Annotated in this window: 16 protein-coding genes; 12 read left to right on the top strand and 4 right to left on the bottom strand. The window is 66.2% G+C overall.

Annotation, left to right across the window (positions count from 1 at the left end; genetic code table 11):
• The first annotated feature begins 186 nt into the window (after positions 1-186).
• From glp to U4Y88_RS31050, 5 genes are all read left to right on the top strand, one after another.
• Positions 187-1,407: a gephyrin-like molybdotransferase Glp gene (gene glp / locus U4Y88_RS31070; protein ID WP_310631772.1), complete on the top strand. Its 1,221-nt coding sequence runs from the start codon at positions 187-189 to the stop codon at positions 1,405-1,407.
• 21 nt (positions 1,408-1,428) lie between these two features.
• Positions 1,429-1,686, top strand: coding sequence for a molybdopterin converting factor subunit 1 (moaD, locus tag U4Y88_RS31065; RefSeq protein WP_224007310.1), 258 nt, complete (start codon positions 1,429-1,431; stop codon positions 1,684-1,686).
• A gap of 28 nt (positions 1,687-1,714) precedes the next feature.
• Positions 1,715-2,200 (top strand): molybdopterin synthase catalytic subunit MoaE, encoded by a 486-nt coding sequence (moaE, locus tag U4Y88_RS31060; RefSeq protein ID WP_321788657.1) that lies wholly within the window; start codon positions 1,715-1,717, stop codon positions 2,198-2,200.
• Between the two features lie 251 nt (positions 2,201-2,451).
• Positions 2,452-2,754: a helix-turn-helix transcriptional regulator gene (locus U4Y88_RS31055; protein ID WP_321788656.1), complete on the top strand. Its 303-nt coding sequence runs from the start codon at positions 2,452-2,454 to the stop codon at positions 2,752-2,754.
• Positions 2,754-4,109 (top strand): HipA domain-containing protein, encoded by a 1,356-nt coding sequence (locus tag U4Y88_RS31050; RefSeq protein ID WP_321788654.1) that lies wholly within the window; start codon positions 2,754-2,756, stop codon positions 4,107-4,109. Before U4Y88_RS31055 ends, U4Y88_RS31050 begins: the two co-directional genes overlap by 1 nt.
• A gap of 122 nt (positions 4,110-4,231) precedes the next feature.
• Here the strand turns inward: U4Y88_RS31050 and U4Y88_RS31045 are convergent, their stop codons facing one another.
• Positions 4,232-4,819 (bottom strand): group III truncated hemoglobin, encoded by a 588-nt coding sequence (locus U4Y88_RS31045; protein ID WP_321788652.1) that lies wholly within the window; start codon positions 4,817-4,819, stop codon positions 4,232-4,234.
• Between the two features lie 192 nt (positions 4,820-5,011).
• On the opposite strand from U4Y88_RS31045, the gene U4Y88_RS31040 reads away from it, so the two are divergent.
• Positions 5,012-5,500, top strand: coding sequence for an Rrf2 family transcriptional regulator (locus U4Y88_RS31040; RefSeq protein WP_224007325.1), 489 nt, complete (start codon positions 5,012-5,014; stop codon positions 5,498-5,500).
• A 228-nt stretch (positions 5,501-5,728) separates the two neighbouring features.
• The gene (gene clpB, locus U4Y88_RS31035; protein WP_224007328.1) at positions 5,729-8,326 is read left to right on the top strand and encodes an ATP-dependent chaperone ClpB; all 2,598 of its coding nucleotides are present in this window, start codon (positions 5,729-5,731) and stop codon (positions 8,324-8,326) included.
• 140 nt (positions 8,327-8,466) lie between these two features.
• Here the strand turns inward: clpB and U4Y88_RS31030 are convergent, their stop codons facing one another.
• The 3 genes from U4Y88_RS31030 to U4Y88_RS31020 form a co-directional block, all read right to left on the bottom strand.
• Positions 8,467-8,913 (bottom strand): YidB family protein, encoded by a 447-nt coding sequence (locus U4Y88_RS31030; RefSeq protein WP_405045029.1) that lies wholly within the window; start codon positions 8,911-8,913, stop codon positions 8,467-8,469.
• A gap of 105 nt (positions 8,914-9,018) precedes the next feature.
• Complete coding sequence (locus U4Y88_RS31025) at positions 9,019-9,642, bottom strand: helix-hairpin-helix domain-containing protein (RefSeq protein ID WP_321788650.1); 624 nt, start codon at positions 9,640-9,642, stop codon at positions 9,019-9,021.
• A gap of 315 nt (positions 9,643-9,957) precedes the next feature.
• Positions 9,958-11,955, bottom strand: a complete 1,998-nt coding sequence (locus tag U4Y88_RS31020; protein WP_321788649.1) for a sigma-54-dependent Fis family transcriptional regulator — start codon at positions 11,953-11,955, stop codon at positions 9,958-9,960.
• Between the two features lie 470 nt (positions 11,956-12,425).
• Between U4Y88_RS31020 and U4Y88_RS31015 the strand changes: the two genes are divergently transcribed.
• From U4Y88_RS31015 to U4Y88_RS30995, 5 genes are read left to right on the top strand one after another with little or no spacing between them, the layout of a single operon-like run.
• Positions 12,426-13,487, top strand: a complete 1,062-nt coding sequence (locus U4Y88_RS31015) for an ATP-NAD kinase family protein (protein ID WP_321788647.1) — start codon at positions 12,426-12,428, stop codon at positions 13,485-13,487.
• A gap of 51 nt (positions 13,488-13,538) precedes the next feature.
• Positions 13,539-14,315 (top strand): SDR family NAD(P)-dependent oxidoreductase, encoded by a 777-nt coding sequence (locus U4Y88_RS31010; protein WP_321788645.1) that lies wholly within the window; start codon positions 13,539-13,541, stop codon positions 14,313-14,315.
• Positions 14,316-14,359: 44 nt separating this feature from the next.
• Positions 14,360-15,337 (top strand): thiamine pyrophosphate-dependent dehydrogenase E1 component subunit alpha, encoded by a 978-nt coding sequence (locus U4Y88_RS31005; RefSeq protein ID WP_310630014.1) that lies wholly within the window; start codon positions 14,360-14,362, stop codon positions 15,335-15,337.
• A 57-nt stretch (positions 15,338-15,394) separates the two neighbouring features.
• Positions 15,395-16,399 carry an alpha-ketoacid dehydrogenase subunit beta gene (locus U4Y88_RS31000; RefSeq protein ID WP_310630015.1) on the top strand — a complete coding sequence of 335 codons (1,005 nt, stop codon included), beginning with the start codon at positions 15,395-15,397 and terminating at the stop codon, positions 16,397-16,399.
• Between the two features lie 4 nt (positions 16,400-16,403).
• Entirely contained in the window at positions 16,404-17,525 is a 1,122-nt protein-coding gene (locus tag U4Y88_RS30995) for an acetoin dehydrogenase dihydrolipoyllysine-residue acetyltransferase subunit (RefSeq protein WP_321788643.1), read from the top strand.

Genomic DNA, 17,525 nt, shown 5'->3' with positions numbered 1-17,525 from the left:
GCATAAGGGCACGCGGCGCAAGGCCGCCTGCCCGCCGCTACAATAACGGCAGACCCACTGCCGAAGGCGCCGCGCGGAGTGCATCGCGTTTGCGCCGCGCCCAGCACGCCACTCATCCCGCCCATGTCCACGCCCCAAGTTCCGAATTCCGGTAGCCCCGCCGGCACCAGCGCGCCGCGCCCGCCGATGATCTCGACCGCCGATGCGCTCGCGACCCTGCTCGCCGCCGCGCAGCCGCTCGCCCAGACCGAAACGCTCTCGACCTTCGACGCGCTCAATCGCGTGCTGGCGGTCGAAGTGGTGTCGCCGCTCGACGTGCCGCCGATGAACACGAGCGCGATGGACGGCTACGCCGTGCGCGCGGCCGAGTTGCATCAGGGCAGCCGCCGTCTGCCGGTCTCGCAGCGCATTCCGGCCGGTCACGCGCCGCAGCCACTCGCGGCGGGCACGGCGGCGCGCATCTTTACGGGCGCGACCGTGCCGCCGGGCGCCGATGCCGTCGTCATGCAGGAGCAGACCGAAGCCGGCGACGGCGAAGTGACGATCCTGCACACGCCCAAGGCCGGCGAATGGATCACGGCCCAGGGTGCGGACATCAAGAAGGATTCGGTGATCCTGCCGGTGGGCACGCGCCTTTCGCCGGCGGCGCTCGGGCTGGCGGCCTCGGTCGGCTGCGCGACGCTCACGGTCACGCGCCGCGTGAAGGTGGCGGTGTTCTTCACCGGCGACGAGCTGACGATGCCCGGCGAGCCGCTCAAGCCCGGCGCGATCTACAACTCGAACCGCTTCACGCTCACGGGCCTGCTGCGCAATCTGGGCTGCGACGTGACCGATTACGGCATCGTGCCCGATCAGCTCGACGCGACGCGCGCGACCTTGCGCGAGGCCGCCGCGCAGCACGATCTGATTCTCACGTCGGGCGGCGTCTCGGTGGGCGAGGAAGATCACGTGCGCCCGGCCGTGGAGGCCGAAGGCCATATCGGCATGTGGCAGATCGCCATGAAGCCGGGCAAGCCGCTCGCGTTCGGCGCGGTGCGCCGCGGCGAGGGGGCGGAGCAGGCGGGCGAGGCGTTCTTTATCGGGCTGCCCGGCAATCCGGTGTCGAGCTTCGTGACCTTCCTGCTGTTCGTGCGCCCGTTCCTGCTGCGTCTCGCGGGCGTTGCGCATGTGAGCCCGCGCGCGCTGTCGCTGCGCGCCGACTTTACGCAGACCAAATCGGATCGCCGCAACGAGTTTCTGCGCGCGCGCGTGAATCCGGCGGGCGGTCTCGATCTGTTTTCGAACCAGAGCTCGGCGGTGCTGACCTCGACGGTCTGGGGCGACGGCATCATCGACAATCCGCCGAATCATGCGATCAGCGCGGGCGAAATCGTGAGCTTCATTCCCTTTACCGAACTGCTGTACTGAGCCTGAACTGAGCTTGAACCGATGAAAATCCAGCTGAAATTTTTTGCGAGCGTGCGCGAGGCCCTGGGCGTCGCCGATGAGACGGTCACGCTGCCCGACGGCATTGCCACGGTCGGCGACGTGCGCGGCTGGCTGCGCGCGCGCGGCGGCGTCTGGGCCGAGACGCTGGCGGAAGGGCGTTCGCTGCGCATGGCGTGCAACCACGTCATGACCGACCCGCGTACGCGTATCACCGAAGGCTGCGAAGTCGCGTTTTTCCCGCCCGTCACGGGCGGCTGAAACCCTCACGGCCACAAGGAGAGCAGTCATGCCCGTGCGGGTTCAGACCGAGGATTTCGACCTGACGACGGAAGTCGCGCAATTGCGCGCCCACAATCCGTCGATTGGCGCGGTGGCGTGCTTCGTCGGCACCGTGCGCGACCTGAACGACGGCAGCGCCGTCGCGGGGATGGAGCTCGAGCACTATCCGGGCATGACGGAAAAGGCGCTGGAGACCATCGTCGATGAGGCGCGCAAGCGTTGGCCGGGCATCGAGGTGCTGATCGTGCATCGCGTCGGCCAGCTCGCGCCGCTCGACCAGATCGTGCTGGTCGCGACGACCTCGAAGCATCGCGGCGACGCCTTCGCATCGTGCGAGTTCGTGATGGACTATCTCAAGAGCGAAGCGCCGTTCTGGAAGAAGGAAGCGACCGAGCACGGCGCGCGCTGGGTCGATGCGCGTGAAAGCGACGATGCGGCGCTGGCGCGGTGGGGCATCGAGTCGGGGAATGCGGCCTTGGGCAAGCCGGATTGAGGCGGCTTGAGTCCCTTTGAGCCGCTGGCTTGCTGTTGTTCCTGGAATATCAGAATAACAATCGAACCGGGCCCATTCGCGGAATAATTCCTGAATATTGAGAACAATGCCTGTGATGAGCGGGCGGTGTCGCTTTATTCCTGAAATTTGCGAACTATCGGGGAAATGCAGCTTCCAAGAGGATAATTCTGATATTCTCGGAATTATCGCTGCGCCGATCGGCGTGTTTCATCACTCTGGACGCCCACGCCATGCCCCGCACCTTGCCTCGCCCGATCAAACGTCCGAATCCGCTGGCGCCGGACATGGCCGCGCTCGGCCTGCTCGTGCGCAACCGGCGCGCGCAGAGCGAACTGCGTATCGACGATGCCGCGCAAATGCTGGGCGTCTCCAAAGACGTGCTCTCACGGCTCGAAAACGGGCGCTCCGTCAGTCTCGATAAGGTTTTCCTGATTCTCAACGGACTCGGGTTGAGCCTTTTGGTGCTTCCGCGCAGCGAAGCCACGACCGCGCTGCGCAAGTTGATGCCGGTTGAGGCGCAGGAGGCACCCTGATGGCCGCCCACACGCTGCGTGTCACGACCGGCGACGCACCTGTCGGCACGCTGAGCTTCGAATCGCGCGAGGAGCGCTACGGCTTCGATTACGACGCGGCCTGGCGTCAGCGCGACGATGCTTTTCCGCTCTCGCCGCACATCCCGCTCTCGGGCGAGGTCGCGGCGCCGGGCGCAGTGCAGCGTTTCTTGCAGAACTTGCTGCCGGAGGGACGCGCGCTCGACGTCGCTTCCATCGTCAATCAGATCTCGAAGGAGAACGTCTTCGGGCTCGTGCGCGTGCTCGGCAAGGAGCCGGTCGGCGCGCTGAGTTTCGCGCCAACCGCGGATCTGTCCAGCGCTCCGGGTGAGGCCGCGCTGCCGCTGCGCCGACCGATTTCGGCGGAGGAACTGAGCCAGCGCATCCGTGAGCGCGATCTCGTCGATTTCCCGGTCTGGGACGGCAAGGTGCGGCTCTCGGTTGCGGGCTACCAGGACAAGCTGCAGGTGCTGGCGGAAGGCACACGCCTCGCGCTCGCGGACGGCGCCCTCAGTTCGACGCACATCCTCAAGCCCGAGTCGCGCAATGCCGTGACGCCGCATATGGTCGCCAACGAGCATTTCTGCATGACGCTGGCGGCGCGGCTGGGGCTGAAGGTCGCGCCGGTCGAGATCCGTCGCATCCCCGAGCCGATTTTGCTGATCGAGCGTTTCGACCGCGAAGTGGCGTTCGATCCCGTCGATGGCGAGACCGTGATCGCTGTGCGCAGGCGGCATGTGATCGACGGCTGTCAGGCGCTCGATCTGCCCGTGTCGTTCAAGTACGAGCGCAACTTCGGCAATGTCGCCGACGTGCGCAATATCCGCGAAGGCGTGAGCTTTGAAAAGCTGTTCGCGCTCGAACCGTATTTCGACAATCCGCTGTCGACGCGCACGTTTCTCGTGCGCTGGGCCTTGCTGCACGCGCTGATCGGCAATAGCGACGCGCATGGCAAGAACATCTCGTTTTTCATGCGAGCGTCGAATCTGGAGCCCGCGCCGCTGTACGACCTCGTGTCGGTGAACGCGTATGGCGAGCACGTCGAGCAGGACATGGCGATGGCCTATGGCGACGTGTTCCGGCTTCAAGAACTCACGCCGTACGCGCTCGCGGATTTCGCCCAGCGCACCGGCACGCAGCCGCGTTTTCTGGAGCGCGAGATGGTGCGCATGGCGCGGCAGGCGAGTGCGCTCGCGCCGGAACTGGCGCGTGCCGAGGTCTATGTGGGCGAGGAGCGGACGCTGGTGGACGAGGTGGCGCGTTTTGTCGTCGCGCAAAGTCAGGCGCTGCTGAAACTCGCGCCCGAGGTGCCGAAGGTCGATCGCAATCTGTTCTGATGCTGTGGCGCCGTTATGCGCATAAAACGGGGCAGATCGCGCCGTGAGGGATTGAAACTGAGCTCACGATTAATTGCAACTAACAGCCAAGAAGCGCCGACGCCGATAAAAAACAGCGGAGCTTAATCCGCGCGATCGGCTTCGTCGGCGTCCATCGACCGGCCGATGATGCGGGTCGGAAACGGCTCGCCAGGCGGGCGGGTGGGCAGGTCGTGATCGTGCCCCAGACCGGCGGGGCGGCGGCGCGGCGCGACCGCGTCGAGCAAGGCCTGCTGTTCGGGCGGAATCTGATAGTCCCAGCCGAACTTGCTCAATTGCAGGCTCTGCGCGATACGCAGCGCGGGTTCCATGAACTGAAGCGCGGCGGCGGGCTCGTAACGCGCCTGGACGGTGTCGAGGAACAGATGCAGCCAGCGGCTGAAATGGCGCGGCTCGACGCCTTCCACCGGATTGTGGGCCTGCTGCACATTGCCGCGGTACGTTTTCGTGCCGAGCACAAGACTCGACCAGAAGCGCACCATTTTCGGCAGATGGTCGTCCCAGCGACCGGCCAGCATGCCGTCGAAGACCGGACCGAGCAGCGCGTCCGCACGCACACGGTCGTAGAACGCGTAGACGAGTTCGCGGATGTTCTCTTCGGTCGGCTCGGCGTAGGGGGCGGCAGGAACGTGAGCTTCGTTCTGCGTGGAAGCGGGATGGGCGTCGGTCATGTTGCGCTGGTACGGATGATGCGGAGGGTACGTAAGCCGCGGCACATTCCGATACGGTCGGAAATGCCGGAAAATACCTGGAAATACGAAGCGTTCATGATACCCGGGCAGCGCAAAACCCGCATGAACGCTGCATGTTATCTTAGACGCATTAGCGTCACGATTGACCTGACTCATTTTTTAACGATCGCCATGAGACTGACCGACTACACCGACTACTCGCTGCGCGTGATGCTGTATCTCGCGCTGCGCCGCGACGGCCTGGCGACGATCCAGGAAATCTCCGACGCCTACGGCATCTCGAAGAACCATCTGATGAAGGTCGTGCAGCGGCTCGGCGAACTCGGCTGGGTCGACACCATTCGCGGCCGCAACGGCGGCCTGCGGCTCGCGCCGGCTTCGCTCGCGCTGAGCGTCGGCACGGTGGTGCGCCATACCGAGAGCGATTTCGCGCTGGTCGGCTGTTTTCCCGACGAGCACGGCGAGCGTCGCGGCTGCGTCATCGAACCGCAGTGCCGTCTCAAGCATGCGCTGGCGGCCGCGCGCGACGCCTTCCTCGCCGAACTCGACCGCCACACCATCGGCGAACTGGCGCAGCCGGAGAGTGAGCTGAGCAGCGTGCTCGGCATCTCGGCCATCAACTTCATGCCGCGCGCGAAGCCGGCCAGCGCCGCGCGCTGACGGCGCTGGCCGGCGTCCGCTTTACGCCGGTTTTCGCGTCGAACCTCGCGACGCGCGTTGATCAGACAAATCTGCGATTTTCACGGCCGTCCCGCTGCGGGCGGCCGTCTGCGCATCCAGAACGCTTCCATACTAAAAATCGGAAAAAATGACGGCCTGTGCGCTTGAAACTGGCGCAATGACCCTTAAATTTGGTGACAGTCAAGATTACTGGAGGTCTCGTTTTAAATGAGAATCGACAAGCTCACCACCAAGTTTCAGGAAGCACTCGCCGACGCACAAAGCCTGGCCGTCGGCCGGGACAATCAATACATCGAACCGGTCCATTTGCTGGCGGCGCTCGTCGCGCAACAGGACGGTTCGGCGCGCTCGCTGATGTCGCGCGCGGGCGTACAGGTTCAGGCGCTGCAAAACGCGCTCAACGACGCCATCAACCGCCTGCCGCAGGTGCAGGGCACCGACGGCAACGTGCAGGTCGGGCGCGAGCTCACGGGCCTGCTCAATCAGGCCGACAAGGAAGCGCAGAAGCTCAACGACACCTATATCGCGAGCGAAATGTTCCTGCTCGCCGTCGCCGACGACAAGGGCGACGCGGGCCAGATCGCGCGCAAGAACGGTCTCACGCGCAAGGCGCTCGAAGCGGCCATCGTCGCGGTGCGCGGCGGCGCGCAGGTGCATAGCCAGGACGCCGAAAGCCAGCGCGAGGCGCTCAAGAAATACACGGTCGATCTGACCGAGCGCGCGCGCGCCGGCAAGCTCGATCCCGTGATCGGCCGCGACGACGAAATCCGCCGCTCGATCCAGATCCTGCAACGCCGCACCAAGAACAATCCGGTGCTGATCGGCGAGCCGGGCGTGGGCAAGACGGCCATCGTCGAAGGCCTCGCGCAGCGCATCGTCAACGGCGAAGTGCCGGAAACGCTCAAGGGCAAGCGCGTGCTCTCGCTCGACATGGCCGCTTTGCTGGCGGGCGCGAAGTATCGCGGCGAGTTCGAGGAGCGCCTGAAGTCGGTGCTCAGCGACATCGCCAAGGACGAAGGCCAGACCATCGTCTTCATCGACGAGATTCACACGATGGTCGGCGCGGGCAAGGCCGAAGGCGCGATGGATGCGGGCAACATGCTCAAGCCGGCGCTCTCGCGCGGCGAGCTGCACTGCATCGGCGCGACCACGCTCGACGAATATCGCAAGTACATCGAGAAGGATGCCGCGCTCGAACGCCGCTTCCAGAAGGTGCTCGTCGACGAGCCGTCGGTCGAGGCGACCATCGCGATCCTGCGTGGCCTGCAGGAGAAGTACGAGCTGCACCACGGCGTGGAAATCACCGACCCGGCGATCGTCGCGGCGGCGGAACTGTCGCATCGCTATATCACCGACCGTTTCCTGCCGGACAAGGCCATCGACCTGATCGACGAAGCCGCTTCGAAGATCAAGATGGAAATCGATTCGAAGCCCGAAGAGATGGACAAGCTCGATCGTCGTCTGATCCAGCTGAAGATCGAACGCGAAGCCGTCAAGAAGGAAAAGGACGAAGCGTCGCAGAAGCGTCTGCAGCTGATCGAAGAGGAAATCGATCGACTGAGCCTCGAATATAAGGACCTCGAAGAGATCTGGACCGCCGAGAAGGCCGCGGTGCAGGGCAGCGCGCAGATCAAGGAAGACATCGACAAGGTGCGCGCCGAGATCACGAAGTTCCAGCGCGAAGGCAAGCTCGAAAAGGTCGCGGAATTGCAGTACGGCAAGCTGCCGCAACTGGAAGCGCAGCTCAAGCAGGTCGCGCAGGCCGAGGCCACCGAGCAGAACAGCCCGAAGCGTCATCGTCTGCTGCGCACGCAGGTGGGCGCCGAGGAAATCGCGGAAGTCGTGTCGCGGTCGACCGGCATTCCGGTCTCGCGCATGATGCAGGGCGAGCGCGAAAAGCTGCTGCTGATCGAAGACAAGCTGCATGAGCGCGTGGTCGGCCAGGACGAGGCGATCAACGCGGTGTCGGATGCGATCCGCCGTTCGCGCGCCGGTCTCGCGGACCCGAACAAGCCCTACGGCTCGTTCCTGTTCCTCGGGCCGACGGGCGTGGGCAAGACCGAGTTGTGCAAGGCGCTCGCGGGCTTCCTGTTCGATTCGGAGGATCACCTGATCCGTATCGACATGAGCGAGTTCATGGAGAAGCACAGCGTCGCGCGTCTGATCGGCGCGCCGCCGGGCTACGTCGGTTACGAGGAAGGCGGTTATCTGACCGAGGCCGTGCGCCGCAAGCCGTATAGCGTGATCCTGCTCGACGAAGTCGAGAAGGCGCATCCGGACGTGTTCAACGTGCTCTTGCAGGTGCTCGACGACGGCCGCATGACCGATGGCCAGGGCCGCACCGTCGACTTCAAGAACACGGTGATCGTGATGACGTCGAACCTCGGTTCGCACCTCATTCAGTCGATGCACGGCGAGCCGCAGGAAGCGGTCAAGGAAGCGGTCTGGAACGAAGTGAAGCTGCAGTTCCGCCCCGAGTTCCTGAACCGGATCGACGAAGTCGTCGTGTTCCATGCGCTCGGCAAGGACAACATCGAGTCCATCGCGAAGATCCAGTTGCAGCGTCTGCGCGAGCGTCTGGAAAAGCTCGACATGGAACTCGTGGTGTCGGACGAAGCGCTCGGCAAGATCGCGGATGTCGGCTACGACCCGCTGTTCGGTGCGCGTCCGCTCAAGCGCGCGATCCAGCAGGAGATCGAGAATCCGGTCGCCAAGCTGATCCTCGCGGGCAAGTTCGGGCCGAAGGATGTGATTCCGGTCGACGTTCAGGACGGCAAGCTCGTGTTCGAGCGCGTCGTGCACTGAACGCACCGAGTGAGCATCGGGCGCGATGGTGATGCGTCGCGCTACGAATGAAAAGGGCTCCCCAATCGGGGAGCCCTTTTTTCATGGGCGATGCGAAAGCGCCAACGCGCAAGAGACGCGCCGCGCCTCACTTCACCTCATCAAGCCTGCTTGTTGCCGCCGCCGAACAGCGCGGCGAGGCCGCCGAGCGTGCCGAGCACGCTTTCGCTGTTGATCTGGCCGCCTTGCGGCACTTCGCCGTTCGGCGTGCCCGCGTTCACGACGTGCGGCAGCACCTGGGCGAGCAGGCCGCTGACCTGGTCGGGCTGCATGCCGACCTTCTGCGCGAGACCCGAGACCACGTCCGAGCCGAGCACATTGTGCAGTTGATCGGGCGACACGGCCTGGTTCTCGCCGTTGCCGACCCACGATTGCACGACGTCGCCGAGACCGCCTTGCTGGAACTTCTGGATGAGGCCGTTCAGGCCGCCCGGCTGGTTGTTGACGAATTCCATCGCGAGTGCGAGGAGTTGGGCCTGGCCGCCGCCTTGTTGCTGTTGCGACGAACCGAGCAGGGAACCGAGGGTATCAAGCAGGCTCATGACGATCTCACTGAATGATGGCCGCGACGGGGGACGCGGCCGGAAAATCGGACGGCGCGCATCGGGCGCGCCGCGGGACGGCTGAAAGTGCCGGAAAGCGGGTGCGCGGTATCAGGCGCCCGAGGCGGCCGCGTCGGAAGCGGCCTTGCTCTTCTTCGACTTCTTGCCCTTCTTGGCTTTGGTATCCGAGGCGGCGTCCGGCGCGGTGGCGGCGGGCGCGGCCGAACCCGCCTGCGCGGCGCTCGCGGCGGCGGCTTCCTTGTCCTTCTTGCTCTTGCGCTTGGACTTGCTGGCCGTGGCGTCCGAGGCGGCCGGCGCGGTCGTGGCCGTCGGGGCCGTCGTAGCAGGCGTGTGGGTCATCGGGTTCGGCGCGGTGCCGGTCGTGGCGGCGGGCGCGGCCGTTGTGGCCGGGGTCGCCGCCTTGCCGCTCTTGGCCGACGCGGCGGGCTTACCCGCCGGCGGCGCCGACGAACCGTTGATCGTCAGGCCCGCGGCTTCGAGATTCTGCACCGACTTCGGCCCGATGCCCTTCACGCGCGTGACGAGATCGTCGGCGTCCTTGAACGGGCCGTTCTTGCTGCGTTCGTCGAGGATCGCCTTGGCGTGGGCCGGGCCGATGCCCTTGACCGATTCGAGCGCCGCCTGATCGGCGGTATTGACTTCGACAGCCGCGGCGAACGCGGCGGACAGCGACAGACCGAGTGCGAGGAACAGCATCAGCAGCTTCTTCAGCATGGCAATCACTCCATTGAGGGCAATTCGAATTCGGTTAGCCGGGAACGGACGACGCATCCAGTCGGTAGGGCGCTGCGCTATCAGGATAGGACAGTTCGCGCATCCGTGGACGGGAAGCGGTCGATTTATACCGAGCGTTTCGTGGCAAGACAATCGCACCGCACAATATTTAATACTTCTGTGCATTGTGGCGGCGGCCGATCGCGGCAAATCACGGCGAATCGCGGCGGGCGCAACGAGCGCGCGTGCGCCAGGACGGTGCGCGCGTTCGGAAAACTGCGGCTGGAGCGTCGGAAAAACCGTAGGCGCAAACGCTCAGGCCCGATGCGGGCCGACGATACCGTGCTTCGCGATACGCCGATAAAGCGTCGCGCGCGAGATGCCGAGCGCGGCAGCGGCGGCGTCGGGACGCCAGCGGTGCGTGGTGAGGGCGGCGAGGATGCGGGCGCGCTCGGCGTTGCCGGTTTGACCGGTAGCGCGTTCGCTCGACGGCGCCGTGGCGCCGCATGGATCGCACGGCGAAACGGCCAACTGCGCCGCGAGATCGGCGCTCAAATGCCGCGCTTCCACGCGCACGGTGTCGCACACCGCGCATGCGTAGCGCATGGCATTGCGCAACTGGCGCAGATTGCCGGGCCACGCATAGTCGGCGAGTTGCGCGGCCAGCGCGGCGTCGAGCCCGAGCGGGCGGCCCGCGGCCTGCGCTTCCTCGGCGAATACCGCGTCGATCAGCGTGCCGATGTCGCGCCGTTCGCGCAGCGGCGGCAGCGTGAGCACCGCGCCGCTCAGGCGGTAATAGAGATCGTCGCGAAACGCGCCCGCCGCGGCCATCTGCGCGAGATCGCGGTGCGTCGCGCAGATCACGTCGAGATCGACACGCAGCGGCGTCTCGCCGCCGAGCGGCAGCACTTCGCCTTCGGCGAGCACGCGCAGCAGGCGCGTCTGCAACGCGAGCGGCATGTCGCCGATTTCGTCGAGAAACAGCGTGCCGCCATCGGCCAGCGCGATCTTGCCGCGCGCGCCGTGACGCCGCGCGCCCGTGAACGCGCCCGGCGCATAACCGAACAACTCGCTCTCGATCAGCGACTCGGGCAGCGCGCCGCAATTCACCGCGACGAACGGCCGGTTGTGGCGCGGCCCCGCATCGTGGATCGCGCGCGCGAATACTTCCTTGCCCGCGCCGGTTTCGCCGAGCAGCAGAATCGGCAGACGCTTGCCGACCACGCGCTGCGCGATGCGCGCGTTCTCGGCCACATGCGCGTCGGCGCTGCGCAGGAAGGGGCCGAGCGCGCTGCGGTCGTGCGTTTCCTCGGCGCGCGTGGTGCGCATGGCGTGTCCGTCGCGCACGTCGCGCAGCGGCACCGCGCCATGCACGCCCGCCGACGCGGTGCGCCCGAGCGGCGCGCGGATACGCGCGTAAAGCATCGCGCCGCTCGCACGCAGACGCAGCGACGCGATGGCTTCGATGCGGCCGATATCGCGCAGCTGCACGTGTGACGAATCAAAAATCTCGTCGATATGACGCGGGCCTTCGAGGCCCGGAATGATTTCGCGCGCGCGCCGGTTCGCGGCGACCACGTTGCCGTTTTCGTCGAAGGCGATCAGCAGTTCGGGCTGCGCCTCGACGTAATTGCGGCTCTGATGGCCGAACAGGATCCAGCACGACGACGTGCGATGCAGGAAATAGCCGTCCTCGATGAGCGTCGCGCTTTGCCGCACGAGTTGATTGACGATGCGCTGGCTCTCGCGCCCGTCGGGCGACTGCACGGCGGAGGCATCGAGCACGCCGATCAGTTCGCCGCCCGGCGCGAAGATCGGCGCGGCGCTGCAGGTGAGCGTGGTGAACGCGGCGCGGAAATGATCGGTCTTGTGCACGGTGATCGGCGCGAGATCGGCCAGCACGCTCGCGATGCCGCAAGTGCCTTCCTCGCTCTCCGACCAGCACGAACCGATATGCAGGCCCGCGTGCTTGAAGTCGTTGCGGCGCTCCCGGTCGATGCGGTAGTCGATGGTCACGCCGTGCGCGTCGGTGAGCATCACGCAGTAATCGGCGTCGCGCACCACGTCGTGCAGGCGCGTGAGGCACTGGCCCGAGGCGCGCAGAAACGATTCCTCGCGCTCGCGGATTTCGCGCAGTTCGGCGGCGCTCAGTACGCGCGGACCGATCACCGAACCGGGGTCGAGCTGATAGCGCTCGAACGAGCGCTGCCACGACGATTCGAGCCGCGCCGAGCCGGACGGCGCGGGCACGCGGCCTTCGACGGCGTCGCGCACGCGCGCGGCGTGGCGGGTGGGAGCGAGGGCGTAGGGCATGGCGGTTCCAGTCGAATCCAGACCAATCCAGGCGGGGACGCGGAGCGCGCGCGGCGTCCGGCGGGAACCTGTTGTAGCACATCCGGCGCGCGCGATCACACCGCAGCGCAGCAAGCGAGACGGCTGAGACGATCGTCTCAGCGCGTCGCGAGACGCGCATGTGTCGCTGCACAACGGCGGCTCGGGCACGTCGTGCGGGGCGCGGCGCGATGCGGGCCGCGTGTCTCGCTGCACTGCATGGCGTCTCAGTGTCGATTGCCGCGCTCGCTGAGACGCGGCGGCGCGGCGCGGCGCATCGTGCCGGGCGAGCGTGGAACGGCCGCAAAGCCCCGTCGCAGCGGCATTTCGCCCGCGCGAGCGGGCGGCGCGGGCGCATTGGCATAACGCTTGCAGAGTCTGCGGACAAAGGCGGCGTGCAAGCGTCGCTGACACAAGGCATCCGCCCATGCGCGGATCAGGAGACAAAGCCCGTGACGACGCCCGTGACCGTAGGCGTGATCGCGAACCCGGCTTCGGGTCGCGACATCCGCCGCTTGACCACGCATGCTTCCGTGTTTCCGACGGCCGAGAAAGCCAACATGGTCGTGCGCTTGCTCGCGGGCCTCGGCGCGTTCGGCGTCGATCGCGTAATCACGTTGCGCGACAAGACCGGCGTGGCCGCGCTCGTGCTGCGCGCCCTCGAAACGCATGCGGCGGTGGCGCGCCACGAGCGCTGGCCCACCGTCGATTTCATCGATCTGCCGATCAGCGACAGCGCCGCCGACACGCACGCGGGCGTCGCCCGCATGGTGCGCGAGCAGGTCGCGCTGATCGCCGTGCTCGGCGGCGACGGCACGCATCGCGCGGTCGCGGCGCATTGCGGCGACACGCCCTTGCTCGCGCTCTCCACGGGCACCAACAACGCGTTCCCCGAACTGCGCGAGGCCACCGTGGCGGGCCTCGCGGGCGCGCTCGTCGCGACGGGCGCGGTGCCCGCCGAAACCGCGCTCTCGCGCAACAAGCGGCTGGTGGCGCGCTGCGTCGAAGGTCCGGCGCTGGGCCGCGAGGAAATCGCGCTGGTCGATGTCTGCGTGTCGCGGCAACCGTTCGTCGGCGCGCGGGCGATTTCGGATAGTTCGGATATCGAATCGTTATTTCTGGCCTTCGCGCCGCCCGACGGCATCGGGCTCGCGTCGATCGGCGGAGCATGGGCGCCGGTCGGGCGCGACGCGGCGCACGGGCTGCACATGACCTTCGGTGCGCCCACGGACGCGAGCGGCGAGGGCGTGCCGATCCTCGCGCCGATCGCGCCGGGCCGCATCGAGCGGCTCAACATGCGCACCTGCCAGCGGCTCGAAGTGGGCATGCCGATGCCGCTGGACGCGGGCCACGGCACGCTCGCCTTCGACGGCGAACGCGAGATCGAACCGGCGCGCGGCGACCGCTACGAAGTCGCGCTCGACTGGGACGGTCCGTTGACGGTCGATGTCGCGCGCACGCTGCGCTACGCGGCCTCGCATCAGTTGTTGCGCGAGGCGGCGGCGCGCGCTTGACGGCGCGTTTGACGACTTTTCTGCCCACACCCTCAACCAGGAGACATCAGCATGGACGAACCACTCAAAGGCCGGGTCGCGATTGTCACCGGCGGCGCGCGCGGCATCGGGCGCGGCATCGCGCTCACGCTCGCTCAGGCGGGCGCCGACGTGCTGCTCGCCGATCTGCTCGACGAAGCGCTCGCGCAGACCGCGAAGGACGTGCAGGAACTCGGCCGCCGCGTGGTCACTTGCAAGGTCGACGTCACGCAGTTCGCGCAGGTCGAAGCGATGGTCGCGCGCGCGATTTCGGAACTCGGTGGCCTCGACATCCTCGTGAATTGCGCGGGCGTGATTTCGATTCATCCGGTCTCCGAACTATCGGAGCGCGACTGGGACTTCGTCATGGACGTCAACGCGAAGGGCACGTTTCTTGGCTGCAAGGCGGCGCTGCCGCATCTGCTGATGCAAAAGCGCGGCCGCATCATCAACGTCGCGTCCATTGCGGGCAAGGAAGGCTTTCCGAATCTCGCGCACTACAGCGCCTCGAAGTTCGCGGTGGTCGGCTTCACGAACGCGCTCGCGAAAGAGGTCGCGCGCGAAGGCATCACGGTGAATGCGATTTGCCCGGGCATCGTGCGCACCTACATGTGGGACCGGCTCTCCGACGAATGGAAGAACGAAGGCGAGAGCGTCGAGCAATCGTGGCAGCGCCATCAGCTCGCGCTGATTCCGCAGGGCCGCGCGCAAACGCCGGAGGACATGGGGCGGCTCGCCCTGTTCTTCGCGACGATGGACAACGTCACCGGGCAGTCGGTGAACGTCGATGGAGGCTTCACGTTTCATTGAAGGCAACGCAGGCACGACTCATTGTGTTTCATCAGGAGACAACCATGTCGAATCAGTTGAACAAGGAGCAGTTGCTCGCGGCGTATCGCTCGATGCGCACGATCCGCGAATTCGAGGAGCGTCTGCACGTCGAGTTCGCGACCGGCGACATTCCGGGTTTCGTGCACCTCTACGCGGGCGAGGAGGCGTCGGCGGTCGGCGTCATGAGCCATTTGAACGACGCCGATTACGTGGCCACCACGCACCGCGGCCACGGCCATTGCATCGCCAAGGGCGTGGACGTGCGCGAGATGATGGCCGAGATCTATGGCCGCGAAACCGGTTCGTGCCGCGGCAAGGGCGGCTCGATGCATATCGCCGATCTCTCGAAGGGCATGCTGGGCGCGAACGGCATCGTCGGCGCGGGCGGTCCGCTCACGTGCGGCGCGGCGCTCGCGGCGAAGCAGAAGAAAACCGGCGGCGTGGGCGTGTGCTTTTTCGGCGATGGCGCGTCGAACCAGGGCGTGATTTTCGAGTCGATGAATCTCGCTTCGGTCTGGCGTCTGCCGGTGATTTTCGTGGCTGAGAACAACGGCTATGCGGAAGCGACATCGTCGACGTGGTCGGTGGCCGCGGACAATATCGCCGACCGCGCGAATGGCTTCGGTATGCCTGGCGTGATCGTCGACGGATTCGACTTCTTCGCGGTTTATGAAGCGCTAGGCGAAGCCATCGCACGGGCGCGCAACGGCGGCGGTCCGACGCTCGTCGAGATGAAACTCTCGCGCTATTTCGGCCATTTCGAAGGCGATGCGCAAACTTATCGCGCGCCCGGCGAAGTGCAGAAACTGCGCGAGGAAAAGGATTGCCTCAAGCGCTTCGAAGAACGCGTGGTGCGCGCGGAACTCGCGAGCACCGACGATCTGCGCAAGGTCGATGCCGAAGTCAAGGCGCTGATCGACGACGCGGTCGCCAAGGCGAAAGCCGCGCCGCTGCCCGCGCCCGAAGCGCTGTTGACCGATGTGTACGTGTCGTATCCCTGAGCGGCCCGCTGCGCGGGTAGCCACAGTTAATCAGGATTCCAGATCAAGGAGACGAAAATGGCACGGAAAATCACCTATTCGCAGGCGATCAACGAGGCGCTTGCACAAGAGATGACGCGCGACGAAAGCGTGATCGTGATGGGCGAGGACAACGCGGGCGGCGCGGGCGCGCCCGGCGAGCAGGACGCGTGGGGCGGCGTGCTCGGCGTGACGAAGGGGCTGTACGGCAAGTTTCCGGGCCGCGTGCTCGATACGCCACTCTCGGAAGGCGGCTTTATCGGCACGGCGGTGGGCGCGGCGGCGTGCGGTCTGCGGCCGGTGGCGGAGCTGATGTTCATCGACTTCATGGGCGTGTGCTTCGACCAGATCTTCAATCAGGCGGCCAAGTTCCGCTATATGTTCGGCGGCAAGGCGGTCACGCCCGTGGTGATCCGTACGATGTGCGGCGCGGGCTTGCGCGCGGCGGCGCAGCACTCGCAGATGCTCACGTCGCTGTTCACGCATATTCCGGGGCTCAAGGTCGTGTGCCCGGCCACGCCGTATGACGCGAAGGGGCTCATGATCGCGGCGATCCGCGACAACGATCCGGTGATCTTCTGCGAGCACAAGCTGCTCTACACGATGGAAGGCGACGTGCCCGAGGAGTCGTATTCGATTCCGTTCGGCGAGGCCAATATCGTGCGCGACGGCGACGACGTGACGATCGTCACCTACGGGCGCATGGTGCATTACGCGCTCGATGCGGCGCAGAAGCTCGCGAAAGACGGCATTGAAGCGGACGTAATCGATCTGCGCACGACCTCGCCGCTCGATGAAGACACGATCCTCGAAAGCGTGAGCCGCACGGGCCGCGTGGTGGTCGTCGACGAAGCGAATCCGCGCTGTTCGATCGCCACGGACATCGCCGCGCTGGTCGCGCAGAAGGCGTTTCACGATCTCCAGGCGCCGGTCGGCATGGTGACCGCGCCGCATACGCCGGTGCCGTTCGCGGCCTCGCTCGAAGACCTCTATATCCCGTCGGCGGATCAGATCGCCGCCGCCGCGCGCGCCGCAAGGAGCTGAAGTCATGCCGATTCACATGATCACGATGCCCAAATGGGGCTTGTCGATGGAGCAGGGCCAGGTGAACGGCTGGCTCAAGTCGCCCGGCGACAAGGTCTCGAAGGGCGACGAACTGCTCGACGTCGAGTCCGACAAGATCGCCTCGGGCGTCGAGTGCGCGTTCGAAGGCATCTTGCGACGACAGATCGCGCAGGAGGGCGATACGCTGCCGGTGGGCGCGTTGCTCGGTGTCGTCGCCGATGCGGAAACTTCGGATGCCGAAATAGATGCGGCCGTCAGCGAATTTCAGCGCGATTTCGTGCCCGCGAAAGCGGGCGACGCCGACGCGGGGCCGCAGCCGGAGAAGGCGCAGATCGGCGGGCGCACCGTGCGCTGGCTGAAGCTCGGCGAGGGCGATGCGACGCCCGTCGTGCTGATTCACGGTTTCGGCGGCGATCTCAACAACTGGCTGTTCAATCACGCCGATCTCGCGGCGGGGCGCACGGTCTGGGCGCTCGATCTGCCGGGGCATGGCGAGTCGGGCAAGGCACTCGAGAGCGGCGCGCTCGACGAACTCGCGCAGAGCGTGATCGATTTTATCGACACACAGAAGATCGAGCGAACGCATCTGGTCGGGCATTCGCTGGGCGGTGCGGTCGCGATGGCTGTGGCCGAGCGCGTGCCCACGCGCGTGGCGTCGCTCTCGCTGATCGCGAGCGCGGGTCTCGGCGACGAAATCGACGGCGCGTATATCGACGGTTTCGTGAGCGCGGCAAACCGCAATGCGCTCAAGCCGCACGTGACCAAGCTGTTCGCCGATCCGGCGCTCGTCACGCGTCAGCTTGTCGAGGACCTCGTGAAGTACAAGCGGCTCGAAGGCGTGCAGGATGCGCTCGCCAAAATCGCCTCGCAGAGCTTCGCGGGTGGTGCGCAGCGGCGCGTGTTCCGCGACCGGCTCTCGACGCTCGCGCCGAAAGTGCTGGTGATCTGGGGCGACGCCGACCAGATCATTCCGGCGCGGCACGCGCAGGGTCTCGCGCCGACGGTGCAGGTGGAGGTGATCGCGGGCAAGGGGCATATGGTGCAGATGGAGGCCGCCGCCGAGATCAACCGCCTGCTCAAGGCGTTCTTCGACGCGGGAGGCTGA

Source organism: Paraburkholderia sp. J94 (assembly GCF_905220285.1).
Lineage (GTDB): Bacteria > Pseudomonadota > Gammaproteobacteria > Burkholderiales > Burkholderiaceae > Paraburkholderia > Paraburkholderia tropica_A.
The sequence above is the reverse complement of the archived record's forward strand: the minus strand, read 5'-3'. Positions and strand labels throughout refer to the sequence as shown.